This window comes from Williamsia muralis NBRC 105860 (genome assembly GCF_001598915.1).
Lineage (GTDB): Bacteria > Actinomycetota > Actinomycetes > Mycobacteriales > Mycobacteriaceae > Williamsia > Williamsia muralis.
This window is the reverse complement of record NZ_BDAP01000002.1, coordinates 670,341-689,112: the sequence shown is the minus strand read 5'-3', so window position 1 is coordinate 689,112 and position 18,772 is coordinate 670,341. Positions and strand designations below refer to the sequence as shown.

At 67.6% G+C, this 18,772-nt stretch carries 15 protein-coding genes; 8 read left to right on the top strand and 7 right to left on the bottom strand.

The window, feature by feature from the left end:
- Position 1 precedes the first annotated feature (1 nt).
- Entirely contained in the window at positions 2-877 is an 876-nt protein-coding gene (locus WIMU1_RS10065; protein ID WP_062796857.1) for a MaoC/PaaZ C-terminal domain-containing protein, read from the top strand.
- 81 nt (positions 878-958) lie between these two features.
- On the opposite strand, the gene WIMU1_RS10060 is transcribed toward WIMU1_RS10065, so the two are convergent.
- Entirely contained in the window at positions 959-1,555 is a 597-nt protein-coding gene (locus WIMU1_RS10060; protein ID WP_030174971.1) for a TetR/AcrR family transcriptional regulator, read from the bottom strand.
- A gap of 88 nt (positions 1,556-1,643) precedes the next feature.
- Positions 1,644-2,777 (bottom strand): glycoside hydrolase family 3 N-terminal domain-containing protein, encoded by a 1,134-nt coding sequence (locus WIMU1_RS10055; RefSeq protein WP_084248199.1) that lies wholly within the window; start codon positions 2,775-2,777, stop codon positions 1,644-1,646.
- A gap of 220 nt (positions 2,778-2,997) precedes the next feature.
- On the opposite strand from WIMU1_RS10055, the gene WIMU1_RS10050 reads away from it, so the two are divergent.
- Genes WIMU1_RS10050 through WIMU1_RS10040 form a run of 3 tightly spaced genes read left to right on the top strand, consistent with a single transcriptional unit; the run spans position 2,998 to position 7,951 of the window.
- Positions 2,998-3,558, top strand: a complete 561-nt coding sequence (locus WIMU1_RS10050) for a universal stress protein (protein WP_084248135.1) — start codon at positions 2,998-3,000, stop codon at positions 3,556-3,558.
- Positions 3,555-3,755, top strand: coding sequence for a DUF2613 domain-containing protein (locus WIMU1_RS10045; RefSeq protein WP_023960227.1), 201 nt, complete (start codon positions 3,555-3,557; stop codon positions 3,753-3,755). Before WIMU1_RS10050 ends, WIMU1_RS10045 begins: the two co-directional genes overlap by 4 nt.
- Positions 3,698-7,951, top strand: a complete 4,254-nt coding sequence (locus tag WIMU1_RS10040; protein WP_245969215.1) for an alpha-(1->3)-arabinofuranosyltransferase — start codon at positions 3,698-3,700, stop codon at positions 7,949-7,951. The genes WIMU1_RS10045 and WIMU1_RS10040 overlap by 58 nt, the downstream gene beginning before the upstream one ends.
- Here the strand turns inward: WIMU1_RS10040 and WIMU1_RS10035 are convergent.
- Positions 7,853-9,070, bottom strand: coding sequence for an acyltransferase family protein (locus WIMU1_RS10035; protein ID WP_062796854.1), 1,218 nt, complete (start codon positions 9,068-9,070; stop codon positions 7,853-7,855). The two genes, WIMU1_RS10040 and WIMU1_RS10035, sit on opposite strands and share 99 nt — an antisense overlap.
- Before the next feature lie 131 nt (positions 9,071-9,201).
- On the opposite strand from WIMU1_RS10035, the gene pgfA reads away from it, so the two are divergent.
- Positions 9,202-10,740, top strand: a complete 1,539-nt coding sequence (gene pgfA / locus WIMU1_RS10030; RefSeq protein WP_084248134.1) for a cell envelope lipid trafficking protein PgfA — start codon at positions 9,202-9,204, stop codon at positions 10,738-10,740.
- Between the two features lie 21 nt (positions 10,741-10,761).
- Here the strand turns inward: pgfA and WIMU1_RS10025 are convergent, their stop codons facing one another.
- Genes WIMU1_RS10025 through WIMU1_RS10015 form a run of 3 tightly spaced genes read right to left on the bottom strand, consistent with a single transcriptional unit; the run spans position 10,762 to position 13,971 of the window.
- A complete protein-coding gene (locus WIMU1_RS10025) occupies positions 10,762-11,742 on the bottom strand; it encodes an LLM class F420-dependent oxidoreductase (RefSeq protein WP_062796850.1) in 981 nt (326 codons plus the stop codon).
- Positions 11,739-12,935 carry a polysaccharide biosynthesis protein gene (locus WIMU1_RS10020; RefSeq protein ID WP_245968904.1) on the bottom strand — a complete coding sequence of 399 codons (1,197 nt, stop codon included), beginning with the start codon at positions 12,933-12,935 and terminating at the stop codon, positions 11,739-11,741. Before WIMU1_RS10020 ends, WIMU1_RS10025 begins: the two co-directional genes overlap by 4 nt.
- Positions 12,936-12,957: 22 nt before the next feature.
- The gene (locus WIMU1_RS10015) at positions 12,958-13,971 is read right to left on the bottom strand and encodes a DMT family transporter (RefSeq protein ID WP_062796848.1); all 1,014 of its coding nucleotides are present in this window, start codon (positions 13,969-13,971) and stop codon (positions 12,958-12,960) included.
- Here WIMU1_RS10015 and WIMU1_RS10010 point away from each other — a divergent pair.
- From WIMU1_RS10010 to WIMU1_RS10000, 3 genes are read left to right on the top strand one after another with little or no spacing between them, the layout of a single operon-like run.
- Positions 13,970-15,358: an aminotransferase-like domain-containing protein gene (locus WIMU1_RS10010; protein WP_062796846.1), complete on the top strand. Its 1,389-nt coding sequence runs from the start codon at positions 13,970-13,972 to the stop codon at positions 15,356-15,358. The genes WIMU1_RS10015 and WIMU1_RS10010 overlap by 2 nt on opposite strands.
- Positions 15,359-15,377: 19 nt before the next feature.
- Entirely contained in the window at positions 15,378-17,099 is a 1,722-nt protein-coding gene (locus tag WIMU1_RS10005) for an MmpA family trehalose lipid delivery protein (RefSeq protein WP_062796844.1), read from the top strand.
- A gap of 3 nt (positions 17,100-17,102) precedes the next feature.
- Positions 17,103-17,570 carry a nuclear transport factor 2 family protein gene (locus WIMU1_RS10000; protein ID WP_062796842.1) on the top strand — a complete coding sequence of 156 codons (468 nt, stop codon included), beginning with the start codon at positions 17,103-17,105 and terminating at the stop codon, positions 17,568-17,570.
- Here the strand turns inward: WIMU1_RS10000 and WIMU1_RS09995 are convergent.
- Positions 17,560-18,753: a glycosyltransferase family 4 protein gene (locus tag WIMU1_RS09995; RefSeq protein ID WP_062796841.1), complete on the bottom strand. Its 1,194-nt coding sequence runs from the start codon at positions 18,751-18,753 to the stop codon at positions 17,560-17,562. The genes WIMU1_RS10000 and WIMU1_RS09995 overlap by 11 nt on opposite strands.
- Positions 18,754-18,772 lie beyond the last annotated feature (19 nt).

Below are 18,772 nucleotides of genomic sequence, written 5' to 3'. Positions count from 1 at the left end.
CGTGCCAAAAACCATTGAGCTGAAAGGGTTTCCGGCCACCTCCGACATCTATCGTCGCGCGGTGGTCGGAATGCTGCCCGGTATCGGTAAGTCCGGTCCCATCAAGGCCGACGCGCACCTCCCCGACACCGAACTCGCCCTGTCCGGTGTGAAGGTCGACCTCGATCAGCTGCGCGCGTACTGCGCCAGCACCGGTCAGCGGTTCGGCGACACCCTGCCGCTGACCTTCCCGTTCGTGATGCAGTTCCCGCTCGTGATGGAACTGCTTGTCGCCCGCGACTTCCCGTTCTCTGCGGTGGGTTCGGTGCACGTGGAGAACACCATCGAGCGTATCCGCCCGGTCGCGGTGACTGAGCCGCTGAGCATCCGTACACACACGGAGAATCTGCGGGAGCACCGCAAGGGGATGCTGGTCGACGCGATCTCCGAGTTCTCGGTGGGCAACGAGCTGGTCACCCGTCAGACCGCGACGTTCCTCAGTCAGCAGCGCACCAGTTTGTCCGGTGGTGAACGCGGCGAAGCCCCCAAGGACCGTCGTCCGGCGCCCCCGGACGCGACGCTGGTCGCCAACCTCGGCCTGATTCGTAAGTACGCGTCTGCGAGCGGCGACCGCAACCCGATCCACATGAGTGACCTGGGTGCCAAGGCATTCGGGTTCCCGCGGGCCATTGCCCACGGAATGTGGACCGCTGCGCGCGTGGTGGCGAATGTCGAAGGACAACTGGACGACAAGGTCACCTACAACGTGCGGTTCGGTAAGCCGATCGTGTTGCCCGCCAAGGTGAATCTCTACACCACCCGCACCGGCGACGGATTCGACCTCTCGGTGCTGCATCCCAAGAAGGGGTACCCGCACCTCACGGCGACCATCCGCTGACCCCGAATTGGTGGGTTCGGGCGAGCATTTCCCCTGGTGGGGCTCGCCCGAACCCACCATTTTTGGTCAGGGGCAGTCGGTTCAGGGGCGGTCGCCCGCCAGGCCTTTCCAGCCCATCGAGACCATGAGGTCGGCGGCGACGTCAAGGTCGATGTCGCCCTCGGAGATCCGGTCGGCGACAGCCTCACCGGCCCCGACGAGCGCTACGGCCATCAACTCGAAGTCGGTGTCGCTGGGGTGCGGGACGGTGGTGCCCCGACGCAGCAGATCGGCGACCATCTCGATCAACCGGGCGCGGCTCGCGGCCACCAGGCCGGCGAACTTGGCCTGACCGCTGGCGAGGCGGTAGAGCACTCGCCATGATTCGCGGTTGTCGTGCACATAACGCAGAAAGCTGTAGATCACCGTGCGGGCCTGGTCGTGCTGGCGCAGATTTGGGTCGAACCCAGAGCTCATCGCCTCGATGAACCGAGCGCCTTCACGGCTGATGCACGCGCCGAAGAGTTCGTCCTTGGAGCCGTAGTAGAGGTAGAGCATCGGCTTGCTGATACTGGCCTGGGCAGCAATCGCGTCCATCGACGTCTCTCGAAAACCGTTGGCGGCGAACACTTGCACGGCGGCGTCGAGCATCTGCTGCTCTCGCACGGCGCGTGGCAAACGCTTCGTTCCTCCGGCCACGACGACCACACCCCCTTTGAATTCAGACGAATGTCACCTTACCAGCCGGTAAGTTCGCCGCGGCCCGTCAAGGGACCTCGGCGCCCGATCAGCAGTCGAGTTCACCCTTGGCACGCAGGACCCGGACCACCGATTCATCGACCTGCTGGGCCGGCAGAGTGCCGGAACCCATCGCCGCAGTCAGTGCGTCGAGCACCGCGGGCACCTTGTCGGTCGAGAGCCACAGGGCGATGTCGGCGCCGGCGCTGATCGCCAGGGTTGCCGCCTTCTCGATGCCGTATTTGGCACTGATGGCAGCCATGCCTGACAGGTCGTCGGTGAAGATCGGACCGCCGAAGGGCTTGCCGCCATATCCCGTGCCGTCGCGCAGCAGGGACATCGCGGGTTCGCTGATGCTGGCGGGGGTGTCCGGACCGGTCAGGCCTGGCACGATCAGATGCCCGACCATCACCGCCACCCCGGGCTGGATCAACGTCCGGTAAGGAACCAGATCACTGTTCTGCAGTTCGTCGAGATCCGGGGTCGCCACGGTTCCCGTGTGGGAGTCACCGGACCCGTGTCCGTGACCGGGGAAGTGCTTGAACACCGGCATGATCCCCGCGTCCTGCAGACCATGCGCGTAGGCGTTGGCGTAGCGGGTCACCACTGCGGGGTCGTCGCTGAACGAACGGTCCCCGATCACCTCGTCGTCGGATTCGTCGCTCACATCGGCGACAGGCGCGTAGTCGACGGTGATGCCGAGCTCTTTCATCTGCAGGCCCTGCTCTTTGGCCAGGGCATGCACCTGCTCCACCGTCATCGTCGCGGCCAGTTCGCGCGCCGACGGACTGTCGATACCGAGGCCGGACAACCGCGAGACACGGCCACCTTCCTGATCGACCGTCACCATGACCGGCGTCTCGGCCGCCTTCTGCACAGAAGCCACCCCGCCGTCGGACAACATCCCGAGGTCGGTCCAGCTGCCGATGAAGACTCCACCGATCTGTTCCCGGCGCACGATGTCCACTGCATCCTCGGTGCCGGTCACCCCCACGACCAGCAGCTGGGCCAGCTTGCGCCGAGGCGACATCTCGGCCAGTTCCCGTGCGCCACAGGCTGCCGGCTCCACGCGCGGCGCGGCGGACGCCGACGACGACGGTGCCACCGTCGACGACGACGGGACGTACGCCGTCGTGGAACTGAGGCCGCTGCCCCCGTCGCTGCTACTGCATGCGGCGAGCATCGACACGCTGACCGCGAGTACCGCGAGGGTGCGGCCGGGGTGATGCCGTCCGCCGCTCGTCGATGCAGGTCGACCGGCTCTTTCAAGCCTTGCGCGAGGTCGGGTCGGGCTGGGCCGGGGGCGAGCGAACATGGCACGAGTGTTGCACGCCGCCTTGGTGTGACGTGGGTTACATTGAGCGCTATTCTGAGGCTACAAGCCCGTACGGGAGGAAAACGCCATGTCCAGTCAGTCCGGTACCGGCAAGCAAGACACCATCATGATCGCCTACGACGGCACCGAGAACGCCGACCGCGCGATCAACTACGCCGGCCGTTTCCTCGCCGCCCACCGAGCGTTTGTGGTCACCGCATGGGAATCGGGTGTGCACCAGAGCGCACGCCTGTCCGCACTCTCCGGAGGCATGCAGCCTGTGCTGCACTCGGTGGTGGACCAGGACATCGACGATGCCCTCCACGAGGATGCCCGCACCCGCAACGCCCGGGGAGTCGAACGCGCGATCGCCGCCGGCCTGCGCGCCGAAGGACGACTCGCCGAGGTCGATTCCACCGTCTGGGGTGCGCTGGTGGACGCCGCGGACACCCTCGACGTCGACATCCTGGTGACGGGCACCCGCGGGTCGTCCGGCCTGCGTGCACTGCTCCACAGCAGCGTCTCCGAGCATGTCCTCAAGCACTGCCACCGACCCGTGCTGGTGGTGCCGGCGGGGTGCGCCAAGCGCCGCGTGGATACCCGCGCCGACCTGCGCACCAGAGCACGGGTGGTAACTTCGCTGCCATGATGAACAACCGCCTGATCGCCGGCGCCGTTGCTGGACTCCTGGGCGTGGTCGTGGCCATCGCGGCGGTATTTCTGGGTGGAGTACTGACGTCCGAGGACAAGCCCGCCACCGACGTCAACAGCTTCAACGCCGACAGCGGATTCGTGAAGGGCTCGGTGGACTACGGCACCAGGGACAACGCCGGAGTCACAAACTGACCAAACGGGGACTGCTTTTTGCAGCTCTGTGGGCGCTGCTGGCGTCATTCGTTCAATCTCCCGGCCTGATCGCTGCCGACACCAAGCTCGATCTGACCGGCGACCCCCTCGCCTTTCTCGGGCGCGCGGCCCACCTGTGGTCGTCGATCGCCCCGCTCGGCCAGGTGCAGAACCAGGCGTACGGGTACTTCTTCCCGCACGGTGCATTCTTCGCGCTGGGCGATCTCCTCGCGATACCGCCTTGGGTGATCCAGCGCCTGTGGTGGGCGCTGCTCTTGTGGGTCGGGTTCGTGGGCTTCATGCGTCTCGCCGACGCCCTCGGGGTGGGATCGCGGTGGTCGCGCATCTGCGCTGCTCTGGTGTTCGTCCTGAGCCCGCGGGTGATGACCACCATTGGATCCATCTCGTCGGAGACACTGCCGGTGATGTTGGCGCCCTGGGTGCTCGCGCCGGTGGTCATCGCATTGAACCGGGCACAGCCGACGAACTCCTTGCGGCGCCTCGCCTTTCAATCGGCATGCGCACTGGCATTGATGGGTGCGGTGAACGCGGTCGCCACGCTGGCCGCGGCATCCGTCGCCGTGTTGTGGTGGCTGCTGCACGCACCCCTGCGTGGTCCGGCTGCCCGTTGGGTCCGGTTCGGCGGCTGGTGGCTGCTGGGTTCCGTCCTTGCCTGCCTGTGGTGGCTGGTGCCGCTGCTGATCCTGTCGCGGGTGAGCCCCCCGTTCCTGGACTTCATCGAATCATCAAGGGTGACAACCGAATGGGTGTCGCTCACCGAAGTCCTCCGGGGCACCAGCGCATGGACACCATTTGTCTCGCCGGAGCGGGTCGCGGGCGCCGGCCTTGCGACGCAGCCGTACGCGGTCCTCGCCACCGGCCTGCTCGCCGCCGCCGGATTGGCCGGGCTCGCGATGCGGTCGATGCCGGGTCGCGGCCGGTTGATCACCATCGCATTCGTCGGCCTGCTCGCCATCTGCCTCGGCTATCCCGGACAGCTCGGTTCACCGATCTCCGAGTCGGTGAGGGTGTTCCTCGACGGTGCCGGCGCGCCACTGCGCAACGTGCACAAGTGGGACCCGCTGATCCGTATCCCGCTGGCCCTGGGTATCGCCCATCTGCTGGCCCGGGTGCCGACGCCGGACATCGTCGGCTGGCGCGAGACCGGTCGGGTATTCGCCCACCCGGAACGGTCGCGACCGGTGGCCGCGGCAGTGGTCGTGGTGGTTGCCTTGCTCGCCGCGGGATCGATGGTGTGGACCGTCGGGCTGGCGGCGCCCGCGAGCTATGGTGCGATCCCGTCGTACTGGAAAGATGCGGCGACGTGGCTCGATGACCACGGCGCCGATGAAGATCGGCGTGCACTGGTGGTTCCGGGGTCGCCGTTTGCGAATCAGACCTGGGGCCTGACCCGTGACGAGCCTCTGCAGGTGCTCACCGAACAACCGTGGGCGGTGCGTGATGCCATCCCGCTCACCCCTCCCGGCGCCATCCGCGCCCTGGACTCGGTGCAACGGGCCATTGCCGATGGCAGGCCGTCGCCCGGACTGGCCGCGACCCTCGCCGGGCAGGGCGTCGCCTACGTGGTGGTGCGGGCCGACCTCGATCCGTCCACCTCCCGTTCGGCACGGCCGCTGCTCGCACAACACGCTGTCGCGGCATCGCCGGGAATGGTGCCGGTCGCCCGATTCGGGCCGGACGTCGGACCGAACACCATCGAGGATGTGGTCGCCGACGACGGTCTGCGTCCGAAAATGCCTGCGGTACAGATCTTTGCGGTCGAATCGACGGTGTCTTTCCCAGGGACCCGGCCCGCTACGGTTCCACTGTCGTCGATGCCTCGGGTGGCCGGCGGTCCCGAAGCCCTTGCAACACTGCAGGACAACGCCGCGCTCGCCGGGCAACCGCCTCTCGGTCCGGCCCTGCTCGAATCCGATGCCCGCCGAGCGGGTCTCGCCGAAGCACCCGTGGTGGTCACCGACACTCCCACCGATCGTGAAGTCGACTTCGGGCGCGTGGACAACCACAGCTCGGCCATCCGCACCCCACAGGACCGGCGCCTGACCCAGAACGCCGTCCCCGATTACCCGGTGCCCGGCCAGCCCTTGGTGCACGGCGAGTGGCTACTCGACGGGCAGCCCGGCGAACTCAACGTCAGCGCGTCTGGATCGGCCTCGGATGCAACGCAACTGGGACAGAGCGCTCCGGGCAGCTCCCCGGTCGCGGCCTTCGACGGCGACACCAACACCGCCTGGGTCAGCCGTGGTCTCGACTCTGCGGTGGGGCAGTACCTGCAGCTCGACTTCACCCGCCCCCGCGAGCGCCTGGCCCTCGACATCACCGTCGGCAAGGCACTCGGCCCCGAGGTGGACACCCTGCTCATCACCACCGAAGCCGGCAGTACGGTCGCCACCGGGGTCAAGGCCGGCACCCCCGCCACGGTGGTGCCGCCGAGCGGGCCCACCCGGTGGGTTCAGATCCGGGCCATCGCGACCCAGGACAACACCGGCGGCAATCAGTTCGCGATCTCCGAGGTGACCCTGCGCGACGCGGCTGCTGCCCGCGATCTCCCCATCCGGCACCGGGTGGTGTTGCCGCAGTTGGTCGCCGGCCAACAGGTCTCGGGCTGGGTCCTCGGACCCGAGCTGCCCGCTCGCGCGGCCTGCGTTCCCGGACCCGACGCCACCCGCTGCTCGGCGGGGCTGGGCCTGGCGGCCGAGGAGCCAGGCGTGTTCGGTCGGGTGCTCTCGGTACCGACCACGACGTCGGTGGACACCTCGGTCACGGTCACCGCCAATCCGTCGGACGCTCTCAACGCCTTGCTGTCCGGGCTCGGCTCGATCAGCGCCTCCGCCGAGTCGGCCGTAACCGATCCGCGCGGCAACGCAACGGCCGCGGTCGACGGCGACCCGACGACCACCTGGATCGCCAGGGACAACGGCCCGACGGCCGAGCGACCCACTCTGCGACTCACCCTCCCGACCCCACGCGAGGTCGATGGAATACGAATCACCGTGCCACCGGGTCAGTTCCCGGCACAGCCGCAACGTCTGGCCATCGACCTGGGCAACGGCAGGCAGGTCCGTGACATCCCCGCCGATGGCACCATCGAACTCGATCCCCATGTCACCTCCACGATCACGATCACCGTGCTGGAGAAGGACGAGGTGCTCGACGTGAACAGTCTCGGGTTCGCCGAGGTGTCACCCACCGGCATCTCGGAGATCGGTGTCCTCGGGGATCGGCAGCCGGTGGCCGACCCGGACCGACGGATCGACGTGAGCTGCGATCAGGGTCCGGGTCTCACGATCGCCGGTGTGGCGCAGCGCTTCTCGCTGTCGGCGACGGTTCAGCAGCTGCGTTCCGGCGAGCCCATCCGGGCCACCGCGTGCGGCCCCGACCGGATCACGCTGCCCGCGGGTGAGCAGGAACTGATGGTCAACCCCGGCGATGCGTTCAGCGTCGCAGGGGTGAGCCTCACCGCCGGTCCCACACCGCGTGCAGCCCCGACACCGGTTTCCGTCCAGGAATGGGAGGCGATCGATCGCAGCGTCACCGTTGGATCATCAGCCGAGGAACGGGTGCTCATCGTGCCCGAGAGCGAGAACGTCGGCCGGCAGGCACATGCGGACGGACGCGAGCTGACGCCCATCGTGGTGGGCGGTTGGCAGCAGGGCTGGATCATCCCCGCCGGGTACGCCGGCACGATCGACCTCACCTTTCCTCTGGACCGTCCGTACCGGTGGTCGATCGGTGTCGGGCTCGCCCTGGTGGTGCTGTTGTTCGCGATGACGCTCTGGCCCCAGAGAACCACAACACCTGTCTCGCTGCCGGTTTCACGCCCGTTGCGGGCAACTCTGGCGGGCCCGTTGTTATTGGGCGCCGCCGTGTTCCTGCTGACCGGGCCGATCGGGTTCGCGATCGCCGCCGCGGTCGCGGCCGCACAGACCGCGGTGCTCATCACCCACCCGCGGCTGCGCATACGGCGGAGTGCACCCGCGTGGGTGGCCGCGTTGATGATGGCCGCGACGTTCGGCCTCGCCGCAGGACCTTGGCGGTCGTCGCTGGGGTACAACGGCTGGGACTGGTGGGTTCAGCTACCGGCTGTGCTGGCCTTGGTGGTCCTGGCGTGGAACGCCATCGCCGTGCCGCGGTGGCTGATCCGGCTCCGGGTTCGCCGCCGCCGTCCTACCTGATCTGGCTTCCCACCGACGCAGCCACCGCCGCGCGGGATCTTCGACCCACGCGTAGCCGGCGGCCGAGATGCCGATCGTGAGGACGACGGTCAGGACCCACACGGCAGGCATCGATCCGGCGAACGGGAGGACACCCGCCAGAGGGAACACCGCCGACAGCACCACCAGATGCCAGATGAAGATCGAGTAGGACCACCGGCCGAGGGCCTGCATCGGCCCGGAATCGAGGATGTGGTGCGGTCGCGGCTCACCGAGCACCAACGGGCCGAGCAGCGCGAACCCCAGCACCGCGCCGAGGACGATCTTGACGGCGAACTGCCACGGGGCCAAGGGGGCCAGACCGGTGGGCCCGGCGAGCTCGGTGCACGAGAGTGCAAAGGCCCCGGCCGCGACCACGGCCATGACGATCGGGCGCGACCCGACCCGGCTCAACACCCCGGCTGCGGGTACGACAACCAGTTCGGCGAGCACCAGTCCGGCGATGAACCATGGCATGTGACCCGGGAGCCAGTTCTTGGCCTCGACGCCCTGTGCGAGCGGGAGCTGTTCGGCCACCCACGCCCAGGCCAGACAGACCACCGCGACCGACAGCAGGACGGGGACCCGCCACCGTGCCCGGGGACCGCGCAACCACACCAGGAACCACGCGAACAACGGCAGCAGCAGATAGAAACTGACCTCGACCGACAGACTCCACATCTGCGTCAATCCGGCCGTCAGCGTCAGCGGGACGTACACCTGGGTGAGGGTGAGATTGGCCAGCCACACCGTCGCGCTTGCCGGGCGCGCGTCCGGGAGCAGGCTGAGCACCACCACCACGACCACCACGTATGCAGGCCAGATCCGGAGAACCCGGTGACGCAGGTACCGGGCCAGGCCGGGGACCCTGGCATTTGGATCATGGGCTGCCGCGGCATGCGGCCGCCACAGCAGGAAGCCGGAGAGCGCGAAGAACAGGGCCACCGCCATGTCGAAGCGACCCCAGACCGCGCCGAGCACGTCGTCGCCCACCGAACCCGTCTGGAAGGCGACGTGGGTGGTCAGCACACCGATGGCCGCCAGCGCCCGCATTCCCTCGAGCGCGGGGACGAAGCCCTTGGCCTGCTGATCCGGACGCATGATCAGCCAATGTACCGGTGGCCGATCGTGTTGCGCCCTGTCCTGACGTGCCCGTTCCAGCCGACCTCGGCTGTTAGTCTCGCAAGAAACCACCAGCTGCACCGATCGAAGACCTGAAGGAGAACCGACGTATGGCTACAGGGCCTCGGATGTCTGCCAGAGACCTTGCCGGACCAGTCGCGATCTTCCTGGGGGCTCTGCTGCTGGTGGCCGCCATCGCGCTACCCCTCTATTACGTGGGTACGTTGAAGAAGACGCCGATGGACCTCGACATCACCAGCGTGTCGGACAGTCAAGCGCAGCAGGGTGTCTCGGGCAGCGATGCGCTGCCGGCGAAGATCTTCAACCGATGCTCTCTGGAAGGCCCCCGCGCCGAGGTCTCCGACGCACACCTGACCGATCAGCAACGCGTGCTCGTGGTGGACCCGGCCGATGCCGACAAGGTCACCTTCCAGGCAGGTAATTCCGTCCGCATCGACTCGTACACCGATGGCGACGAGACCGTCACCCCGCCCGCCGACGGAGCCGACTCCGGTTGCATGAGCTCACTGCTCACAGCCACGCGTGACCGCATCACCACCAACCGCGAGACCGCCGAGCCGCAGATCAGCGGTGGCGGACAGAGCGAGGTGCAGGTCGACGCCGGCGAGAACAGCGTCAGCCTCCCCGACCGCAAGGGCCTGCAGTACCGGTTCCCGTTCGGCGTCGAGAAGAACGACAGTTACCTCTACTTCGATCTGCCGACTCGCACCACCAACCCGTTGACCTTTGTCGACGAGCAGGAAATCCAGGGCGTGAAGACCTATCACTTCACCCAAGAGGTCCCCGAGATGGATCTGAGCACCCTGACCGATGCCAACGACCAGCAGCTCGCCGGAACCTCGATCGACCAGCCGGCCGGCTGGTACGGCGGATTCCCGGGATCCCGGAACAACGACCGGCTGCCCGCCTCGCTGATCCAGAAGACCACTCGCGACCTGTACGTCGATCCGGTCAGCGGAACGATCATCAACGAGCGTGAGCACGTCCAGCAGTACTTCAAGCTCAACGTCAGCGAGGACTCCCCCCAGGAGATGCTCGACTATCAACTGACCGCACTGGACGTCGTCTTCTCGTACAACCAGAGCACCCAGGAGCAATTGGCCAGTGACGCCAAGAGTCTCGACGATCCGATCAAGCTCTGGGGTCGCTGGATCCCGATCGTGATCGGGATCCTCGGCGTCCTGCTGCTGGCTGCGGGCGTGTGGCTGCTCCTGCGCGGTGGACCGAAAACCCCTGCGCCGGCCACGGATTCGCCGTACGACCCGAACGAGCAGCAGCGCACCGATCTGATCGGGCAGTACCGGGGCGACGACCGCGGCAACGTCTATCCCGCCGCCGGTGCACCGATGGGTTCGCACGAGCAACAGCCCTACGATCCCGATCAGACCCGCCAGATCCCCGCTGTGCGCGACGACCGCGGGGACGGTTTCGCCGAGGTCGGCGACCACTATCCGTACATGGATCAGCAACGGATCGGCGATGACGGTTCGGCGCAACAACCGCAGACGGGCGACCCGGGCTGGACCACGCCGCAGCAATCCGACGTGCCCCAGACCGACGTGCCCCAGTCCCAGGATGATCCGCTGCGCCGCAATCGCGACGAGCCCTGGCGCCGGCCCGGCGAATAGCCCGGCGGGCCGGCCTCGGTCCTAGGCGAACAACGGGGACAACGCCTTTCCGGCCAGTTCCACCATTCCGGGGACGTGACCGTTGGTGACCATGTTGATGGTGACGCCGTCCACTCCGGCGTCGATCACGCGCTCCTTGATCTGTGCCGCGACCTCGTCGGGCGCACCGACGAAGAACCTGCTGTTCGCCTGCTGCCATTCCTCGTCTGTCGCGGTGGCGCGGTCGATCCCCCTGGCTTTCAACAGATCTGCCGCCTGGGCGCGGGCCTTGTCGCCATCGGGGTCGAGAATGACAAAGGCCAGGAAACTGGTCTGGATTGTCGATCGGTCGCGGCCGGCTTCCTCGCATCGCTTCGCGAGTGCCTCGAGCTTGCGAGGCAACTCGTCGACCCCCGCGATGATGTTGAGGTGCTGGGCGTACCGGGCAGCGAGGCCGAACGTCTTCTTCTCGCCGCCTCCGCCGAGCATGATCGGGATGTCGGTGCGCAACAGCGGTGAGGTGCGGGTGCCGTGCGCCTGGTACCACTTGCCATCCAGTTCGGGTTTGCCTCCGCGGAGCATCGGTTCGATGATCTGCAACGCTTCCTCGAGTCGTTCGAAGCGTTCGGTGAATGTGCCGAACTCGTAACCCATCTCGTGGTGTTCGAGTTCGAACCATCCGGCACCGAGTCCGAGGATCGCCCGGCCCCCGCTGACCACGTCGAGCGTGGTGATGGTCTTGGCCAGCATCGCGGGATTGCGGTAGGTGTTGCCGGTGACCAGCGTCGACAGGTTGATCGTCGAGGTGGCCGTGGCGAGGGCACCCAGAGCGGTGTAGGCCTCGAGCATCGGCTCGTCAGGGGCTCCGATGCCAGGCAGTTGATAGAAGTGATCCATCACCAAAACGGTGTCGAATCCGGATCTTTCGGCTTCTTGCGCTTGCGCGATGACCGTGGGGAACAATTCTGCGGTGGTGCCGGGGTAGGAGAAATTGGGGATCTGATAGCCAAGGCGGATGCTCATGCATCCACAGTACGACCGCGGTCTTGCGTCCGGGTGACGCTCAGCGCAACCAGCGTCGACACCGTTCCGACCACCGCGCAGCCCGCAGCGATCACAGCGAGCGTGACGATGCTGTGTGCGACGGTGACCACCAGCACCACCTCGACGGCGAGCACCGTCCAGCTCAGCAGGCCGATCCAGGTGCGGTCACGCGCGATGGCCGCCAGAAGGCCCACCTGCAGCACCGACAGCGCGCTCCCGGTGAGAGCGAACAACCAGAGGATCGGGGCGACCGGCCGGTAGTCCTCACCGGCGATCACCGGAACCAGTGGCCCACAGATCGCCGCACCGACCACCACGGTCGCGGCGATGGCCGTGAGCCACCCGACCGCGGTACGCAGGGCGCCGGCCGTCTTCGCCACGTCTGCGAGTTGTGGGTACAGCACCACGCCGATCGCCTGCGGCAACCAGAACGCCGCCTTGGTGGCGATCGTCCCGAGCGCGTACACCCCCGCGTCGTACTCGCCGAGGATCGGCCGGGCGGCCAGCAGATCCACCGACGACAGTGCGATCAACACAAGCTGCACCTGCGAGGCGTGCAGCACGAGCCGCAGCGCCAAACCGTCGGACATCGCGCTGTCGGCAGGCTTGTCCGCCAACACGATCAGCCAGATGACGGCCGCGGCGACGGCTGCGCCGACCGCGGTTGCGGTGAGGGCACCGGCCGCGCCCGCGCCGACCGCCAACGCGATCACGCCGGGCACGGTGCGGGCCACACCCACACCCGCCAGCACCCACGACAGCACCGAAAATCGTTGTCCGCCCTGCAATATGCCCTGACCGGCAGCGATCAGAACCAGCAAAGGTGCGGTGGCGAAGGCTGCGATCGTGGCCGCCAGGCCGGTATCGGCCACCGCCATCACCACCGGTACGGCGACGGCCGCGGCCACCATCACCGCAGCAGTGGTCCGCAGGGTGATCGAGATCAGGTCGGCAACAGCACGCCCTCGCACCACCTCCCGGGCGATCACGACCTGCAGAGCCAGCGCCGGGACACCCAGCACCAGCATCGCCTGGAGCAGCACTGCGAACTCGCCGTACTCCGCGGGCGACAACCACCGGGTGGCCGGCAGGTGGATGAGGTAGGCGCAGATGTTGGCGACCATCGTGCCGGCGGCCACGCCACCCACTCCCGCCATCGCACCCATCGCCATGGGTTCAGTCTCGCAGGAGCGATCAGCGGCGCAGGGAAACAGGCTCGTTCACATCAGATGCGATCGGCGCCGGCACAGGTGGGGCTGCACGTGCGGCTTCGCGGAACCGCGCACGCTGCGCGATCCATACGAGCAGACCCAGCACCACACCGACCGGGTAGATCCACCGGTCGAGGTGTTCGCCCAGCAGCAGCGCCGACCACGCGATGGTGAGCAGCGGCTGCACCTGCTGGATCTGGCCCACGCGGGCGATACCACCGCGGGCCAGCCCTCCGTACCAGGCGAAGAACCCGAGGAACTGCGAGATGACGGTGATGTAGAACATCCCGATCACCACCGGTCCGGTCAGCGAGAACGAGCCCGTTGCGGCGGTGAGCGCGCACAACGGAACCGATATCGGCAGCAGCAGCACCAGCGACCACGAGATGCTCTGCGCCCCGCCGATCCGTTTTGCCTGGGTTCCGCCGACCGCGTATCCGAACCCGGCACTGACCGTCGCGAGCACCATCCACAGGTGGCCCCAGCTCAGCGCGAACCCGGACAGCGCATCAGGACTCGTCGAGACCAGGAACGCACAGAGGACAAGCACGCCGGCGCCGGTCGCGGCCCAGAAGAGCCACGGCAGTCGTTCTCCTCCCAGCAACGCCGCGAATGTGGCGGTCATGGCCGGCAGCAGTCCCAGGATCACCGCACCGGTCGCCGAGTCGATCCTCTCCAGCGCCAGCGAGGAGAACAGCGGAAAACCGACGACCACACCCAGACCGGAACACAACAATGCGGCGAGGTCGTGCGGGGCCGGACGCTGCGCCCCGACGATCCGCAGATACGCCAGCGCGAGCAGACCGGCCAGCGCCGCCCGCCAGACCGTGACCCCCACCGCATCGATTCCGGCGACGGCGAGTTTGTTGGCTGGCAGCGAGAAACTGAAAGCCAGAACACCGAGACCACCCAGCAGCACGCCGGCGTGAGCGGACGACTTTCGACGTCCGTTATCTGCTATCGCCGAAAACCGCGAACTGTTATCGTTGATCTTCATGTACAACGATAGCGGAGTATCGGTCTTGACCGAAAGTCTGCGTGCCCTGATCACCCAGAGCACGCCGGGCACCCGGCTGCCATCGGTACGGACGCTGCAGGAGCAGCACCGCGTCTCTCCCAACTCCGTGCAGCGGGTTCTGCGCGATCTCGCCACCGAAGGTCTCGTCGACGTCAGACCGGGTGCCGGATCCTTTGTTGCAGCCGCGGCGCCACCGCGCTCGCCTGCCGACACCTCGTGGCAGGAATCGGTACTGGGCGCCCGGATGCCGCCCGAGCTCTCCCGCACCCTCGACCTGTGGCGTGTCCCCGGGTCCGAGGTCGTCCGGCTCAAAGGCGGGTATCTCGACGACGAGCTGCTGCCTCACGCCGCACTCGACGCTGCCATGACGCGGGCGATCAAACGTTCCCGCAGCTGGGGCCGCTACCCCATCGAGGGCAGTCCGGAACTGCGCCGCTGGTTCGCATCCGAGATCGACGGCATCCACGCGTCGGAGGTGATCGTCACCGCCGGCGGGCAGACCGCGTTGTCGGTGGCGGTCCGCGCGCTGATCCGGCCAGGAGAATCCGTGATCGTCGAGAGCCCCACGTACACCGGGCTCATCGCGATCGTGCGCAGTCATGGCGCCGAGGTCATTCCCGTGCCCATGGACTCCGAAGGCATTCGAACCGACCTGCTGGCCGACGCGATCAGCCGCACCGGCAGCCGCCTGCTCGTGGTGCAACCGGCGTTCGCCAATCCGAGCGGGGTGACGCTCGCCGCACATCGCCGCAGGCAGATCATCGAACTGGCCGAACAGCATTCGCTGTTCGTGATCGAGGACGACTACGCGCGGTACCTCGGCATCGACGGTGACCCGCCCCCGCCGTTGACGGCACAGGATCCCAATGGCCATGTGGTGCACATCCGTTCGCTCACCAAGCCCGTCGGGCCCGGGATGCGGGTAGCCGCCCTGTGCGCACGGGGACCCGCATTGGCGCGGCTGCGGGCGGCCAAGATGCTCGACGACTTCTACGTGGCCGGCCCCGTCCAGGAGGCCGCCGTCGAGTTCCTCAACTCCCCCGCGTGGCCCCGGCACAACCGGCAGGTGCGCCGGGCACTCGGACAGCGCAGGGATGCCCTCCTGGGATCACTGGCGCGGTTGATCCCACAGATCGAGGTCGCCGCGGTGCCCCGTGGCGGCATGCATCTGTGGGTGCGACTCCCGGACGGGCTCGACGATCGGGACGTGGCGGCGGCCGCTCACGCCGAGGGCGTCATGGTCGGCGAGGGAACGCCGTGGTTTCCCGCCGAATCCGACCACTCTCACCTGCGCCTGACGTTCGGAGAGACACCGGTGCCCGTCATCGGTGAGGCCGTCTCCCGACTGGCGAAAGTGTTCCGTTAGCGCTTGTTAGGGTCCATGCATGACCCGCAGGCATTGGCTCAGCCTGTGGCTGACCAGCATCGCCCTGTCGATGGCGATCCTCGGGCCCGTCTTCGGTCCGGGATACCTGCTGATCCGCGACATGGTCAGCACTCCCCGCTCCTTTGTCACCGACTCGGCGCTCGGCTTGTCCGATTCTGCGCCGCGGGCCGTGCCGCAGGACTGGCTGATCGCCGTCGCCTCCGGCGTGATCGACGGTGGAATCGTGGTCAAGGCACTGACTTTCGTGGCCATCGTGCTGGCCGGCGTCGGGTACGGCCGATTGGCTCGGCGAGTCCTGCCCGCGGCGGGGACACCCGGCATGGTGGCGGCCACGGTCATCGCCGTCTGGAATCCCTATGTGGCCGAACGCCTTCTGCAGGGCCAGTGGAGTCTGCTCGTCGGCTACGCAGCGCTCGGATGGATCCTGATCGCCACCGTCGACGTCCGCCGCGGTGGCGGCTGGGCTCGCTGGTCGGTGCTGGCGGGCTGTCTCGCCGTCGCCGGGATCACGCCGACCGGTTCGCTACTCGCCGGATTCGTGCTGTTCGCCGGTCTGGTCATCCCGGCGCTTGTCCGGCGCGAATGGCGGATGGCGCTGACCGCGTCCACGCTCTGGGCGGCGTCGTCTCTCCCGTGGCTGACCGCATCGTTCCTGGGTGCGGGCACCGGCACGGCTGATCCCGGATCCGTCGCGCTGTTCGCGGCCCGCGCGGAGCCGTGGCTCGGAACGGCCGGTTCGCTGTTGGGCCTCGGTGGCGTGTGGAACGCCGACGCCGTACCCGAGAGCCGGACCTCGCCGTGGGCGCTGGTGGCCACCGCCGCCTTGCTGCTTGTTGTCCTCGTCGGGCTCCCGGGACTGTGGCACCGCCGTCGCAACCCGGTGATCAGAACAGCGGGCGGACTTGCGATCGGTTCGGTTGTCCTGGTCGCCCTCGCGGCCACGCCGTTCGGCATGGCAATCCTGGAATGGCTGGTCGATACGATGCCCGGTGCCGGTCTGCTGCGCGACACCCAGAAATGGATCGCCCTCGCGGTTCCGGCATACGCGCTGGCTGCCGCGTCAGCCGTCCAATCGGCCGGCCGACACGTGCCGAAGGGGTTTGCCGCCGTCGTCGCCTCCGCGCTGATCGTCGCCCCACTGCCCGACCTCGCGTGGGGTGTGGGCAACTCGCTCACCCCGATCCACTACCCGGGCGACTGGCAGGTCGTTGCCGACACCATCACGTCCGGACATGGCGATGTACTCGTGCTCCCGGTGGGGACCAACCGCCAGTACGCCTTCGCCGATTCGGTGTCCCTGGATCCGGCCCCGAGACTCCTGCGCGCCGACGTCCTGCAATCGGGTGAGCTGATCGTCGACGGCCGCAGTGTCGATCGACCGGATTCACGGGCCACCCGCGCCGGGGAAGCACTCCTCGCCGGATCGTCCCCGCAGGCGCTCGCAGCACTGGGAGTCGGATGGGTTCTCGTCGAGGGCGATTCGGCCATCGGTGCGGCGCCGCGCACCCTGGCCCAACTCGACCTCGCGTTCGACGGTGCCGACCTGCGCGTCTATCGGGTGGACATCGATCGTTTGCACAGTGCAATCGGCGAGCCCTCATCAGTCGAGCGGGGTGCGCTGTGGGTTGCCCATCTGGTGTGGATTGTGCTGATCGCCAATGGATTACTCGCAGCTGTGCTGAAATGGCCCCACCGAACGGCGCACCGAAAGAGGCTCTAGGCAGTGGACGAGCTCGAAACCTTCACACAGACCGAAGCGATCAAACAGGTCAAATACCGGTATCTCCGTGCCTTGGACACCAAGGCGTGGGACGAGTTCGAGACCACCCTGGCCGAAGACGTCACCGGCGACTACGGCGACAGCCTGTCGTTCACCACCCGAGCCGAGCTCGTCGACTTCATGAAGTCGTCGCTCGGGGCAGCGGTGCTGACCGAGCATCGAGTCGACCACCCGGAGATCACCGTCGACGGCGACGAGGCCACGGGCCGGTGGTACCTGCAGGACCGGGTCATCGTCGCGGACTTCAACTTCATGCTCTTCGGAGCGGCGTTCTACAACGACCGCTACATCCGGACGGCAGACGGATGGAAGATCAGCGCGACCGGCTACGACCGTACCTACGAGGCCACGGTGTCACTCGAAGACTTGCCGAGTTTCAAGGTGAAACCCGGTGCAGCACTCAATCTCTGACGAGGCCCGATACACGGCGCCCTGAGACCGTCTCGGCCAGGACGTATTTCACCCGGGCAGCCGCCGCCGACCACGAATAGTCACCGGCACGCTCTCGCGCCTTGTCGCCGAGTTCGCGGCATCGCGCCGGCTCATCAAGCAATTCCGCTGTGGCCGAGATCAACTCGTCGAGGTCGTCGACAAGCAGTCCGGTCACGCCGTCCACCACGGAGTCGGTGAGCCCTCGAGAAGATCGGTACCCGATGGTCGGTACACCGTGCCCGGCGGCCTCGACAACGGCAAGTCCCCACCCCTCGGTCTGCGATGGCATCAGATGCAGCGCCGAGCCGGCAAGGATGCGGTGCTTGTCGGATTCGCTCACATGCCCGTGAAAACTCACGCGCCGGTCGACACCGAGTTCGGTCGCGCGCTCACGAAGGCGGGTCGACCACCAGCCGTCGCCCACGACGTCCAACGTCACGTCCGGATGGGTGGATGCGAGCCGGGCCATCACCTCGAGCGCGTGTTCGATCTGCTTGTGCGGCACCAGACGAGAGAGCACCACCAGCCGGCGAGGATCCGGTTCGACATCGACGTGAGGTGACGGGTCGGTGCCTGCGCGCACCACCGACACCCGCCCGGCGTCCACACCGAGCGAGACGAGATCTTCGGCCGACGGCAACGACACGGTCAGGTACTGCGAATCCCGATGCACCCACGGTGACAGGCGGGATTCGATGAACCATCCGATCCGGCCCATCGCGGCGCCGGCGACCGGCCACTGGCGGCGATGGCAGTGATGCACCAAAACCACCACCGGCGCGCGCATCACCCAGCGGGCGAAGAAGGGGATGCCGTTCTGGGTGTCGATCACCACGTCGGGATCGAGCCCGGCCATCGGTCCACGACCGAGCCGGCCGGCGACGATCGCCGCGAGCGCCCGCGGGTACACGCTGAGCCGGCCACCGCCGCGCGAGACCTGGATGCCGTCACGGATCTCCGTGCGCGCCGCACCCGGGTAGCCGGCCGTCCGCAGGGTCACGCGCACGCCGTCGCGGACGAGTTCGGCCCCGATGCGCTCGAGGTACCGTTCGCTGCCGCCACCCTGCGGGTGGTCGGAGTCGCGCCAGCACAGCAACAGCACCTCGCGGACGGGCGCGGTGGGCTCACCGTTGGCGACGTTGTCAGGTTGTTCGTTTTTCACTGTTGGCCAGGGTAGCGGC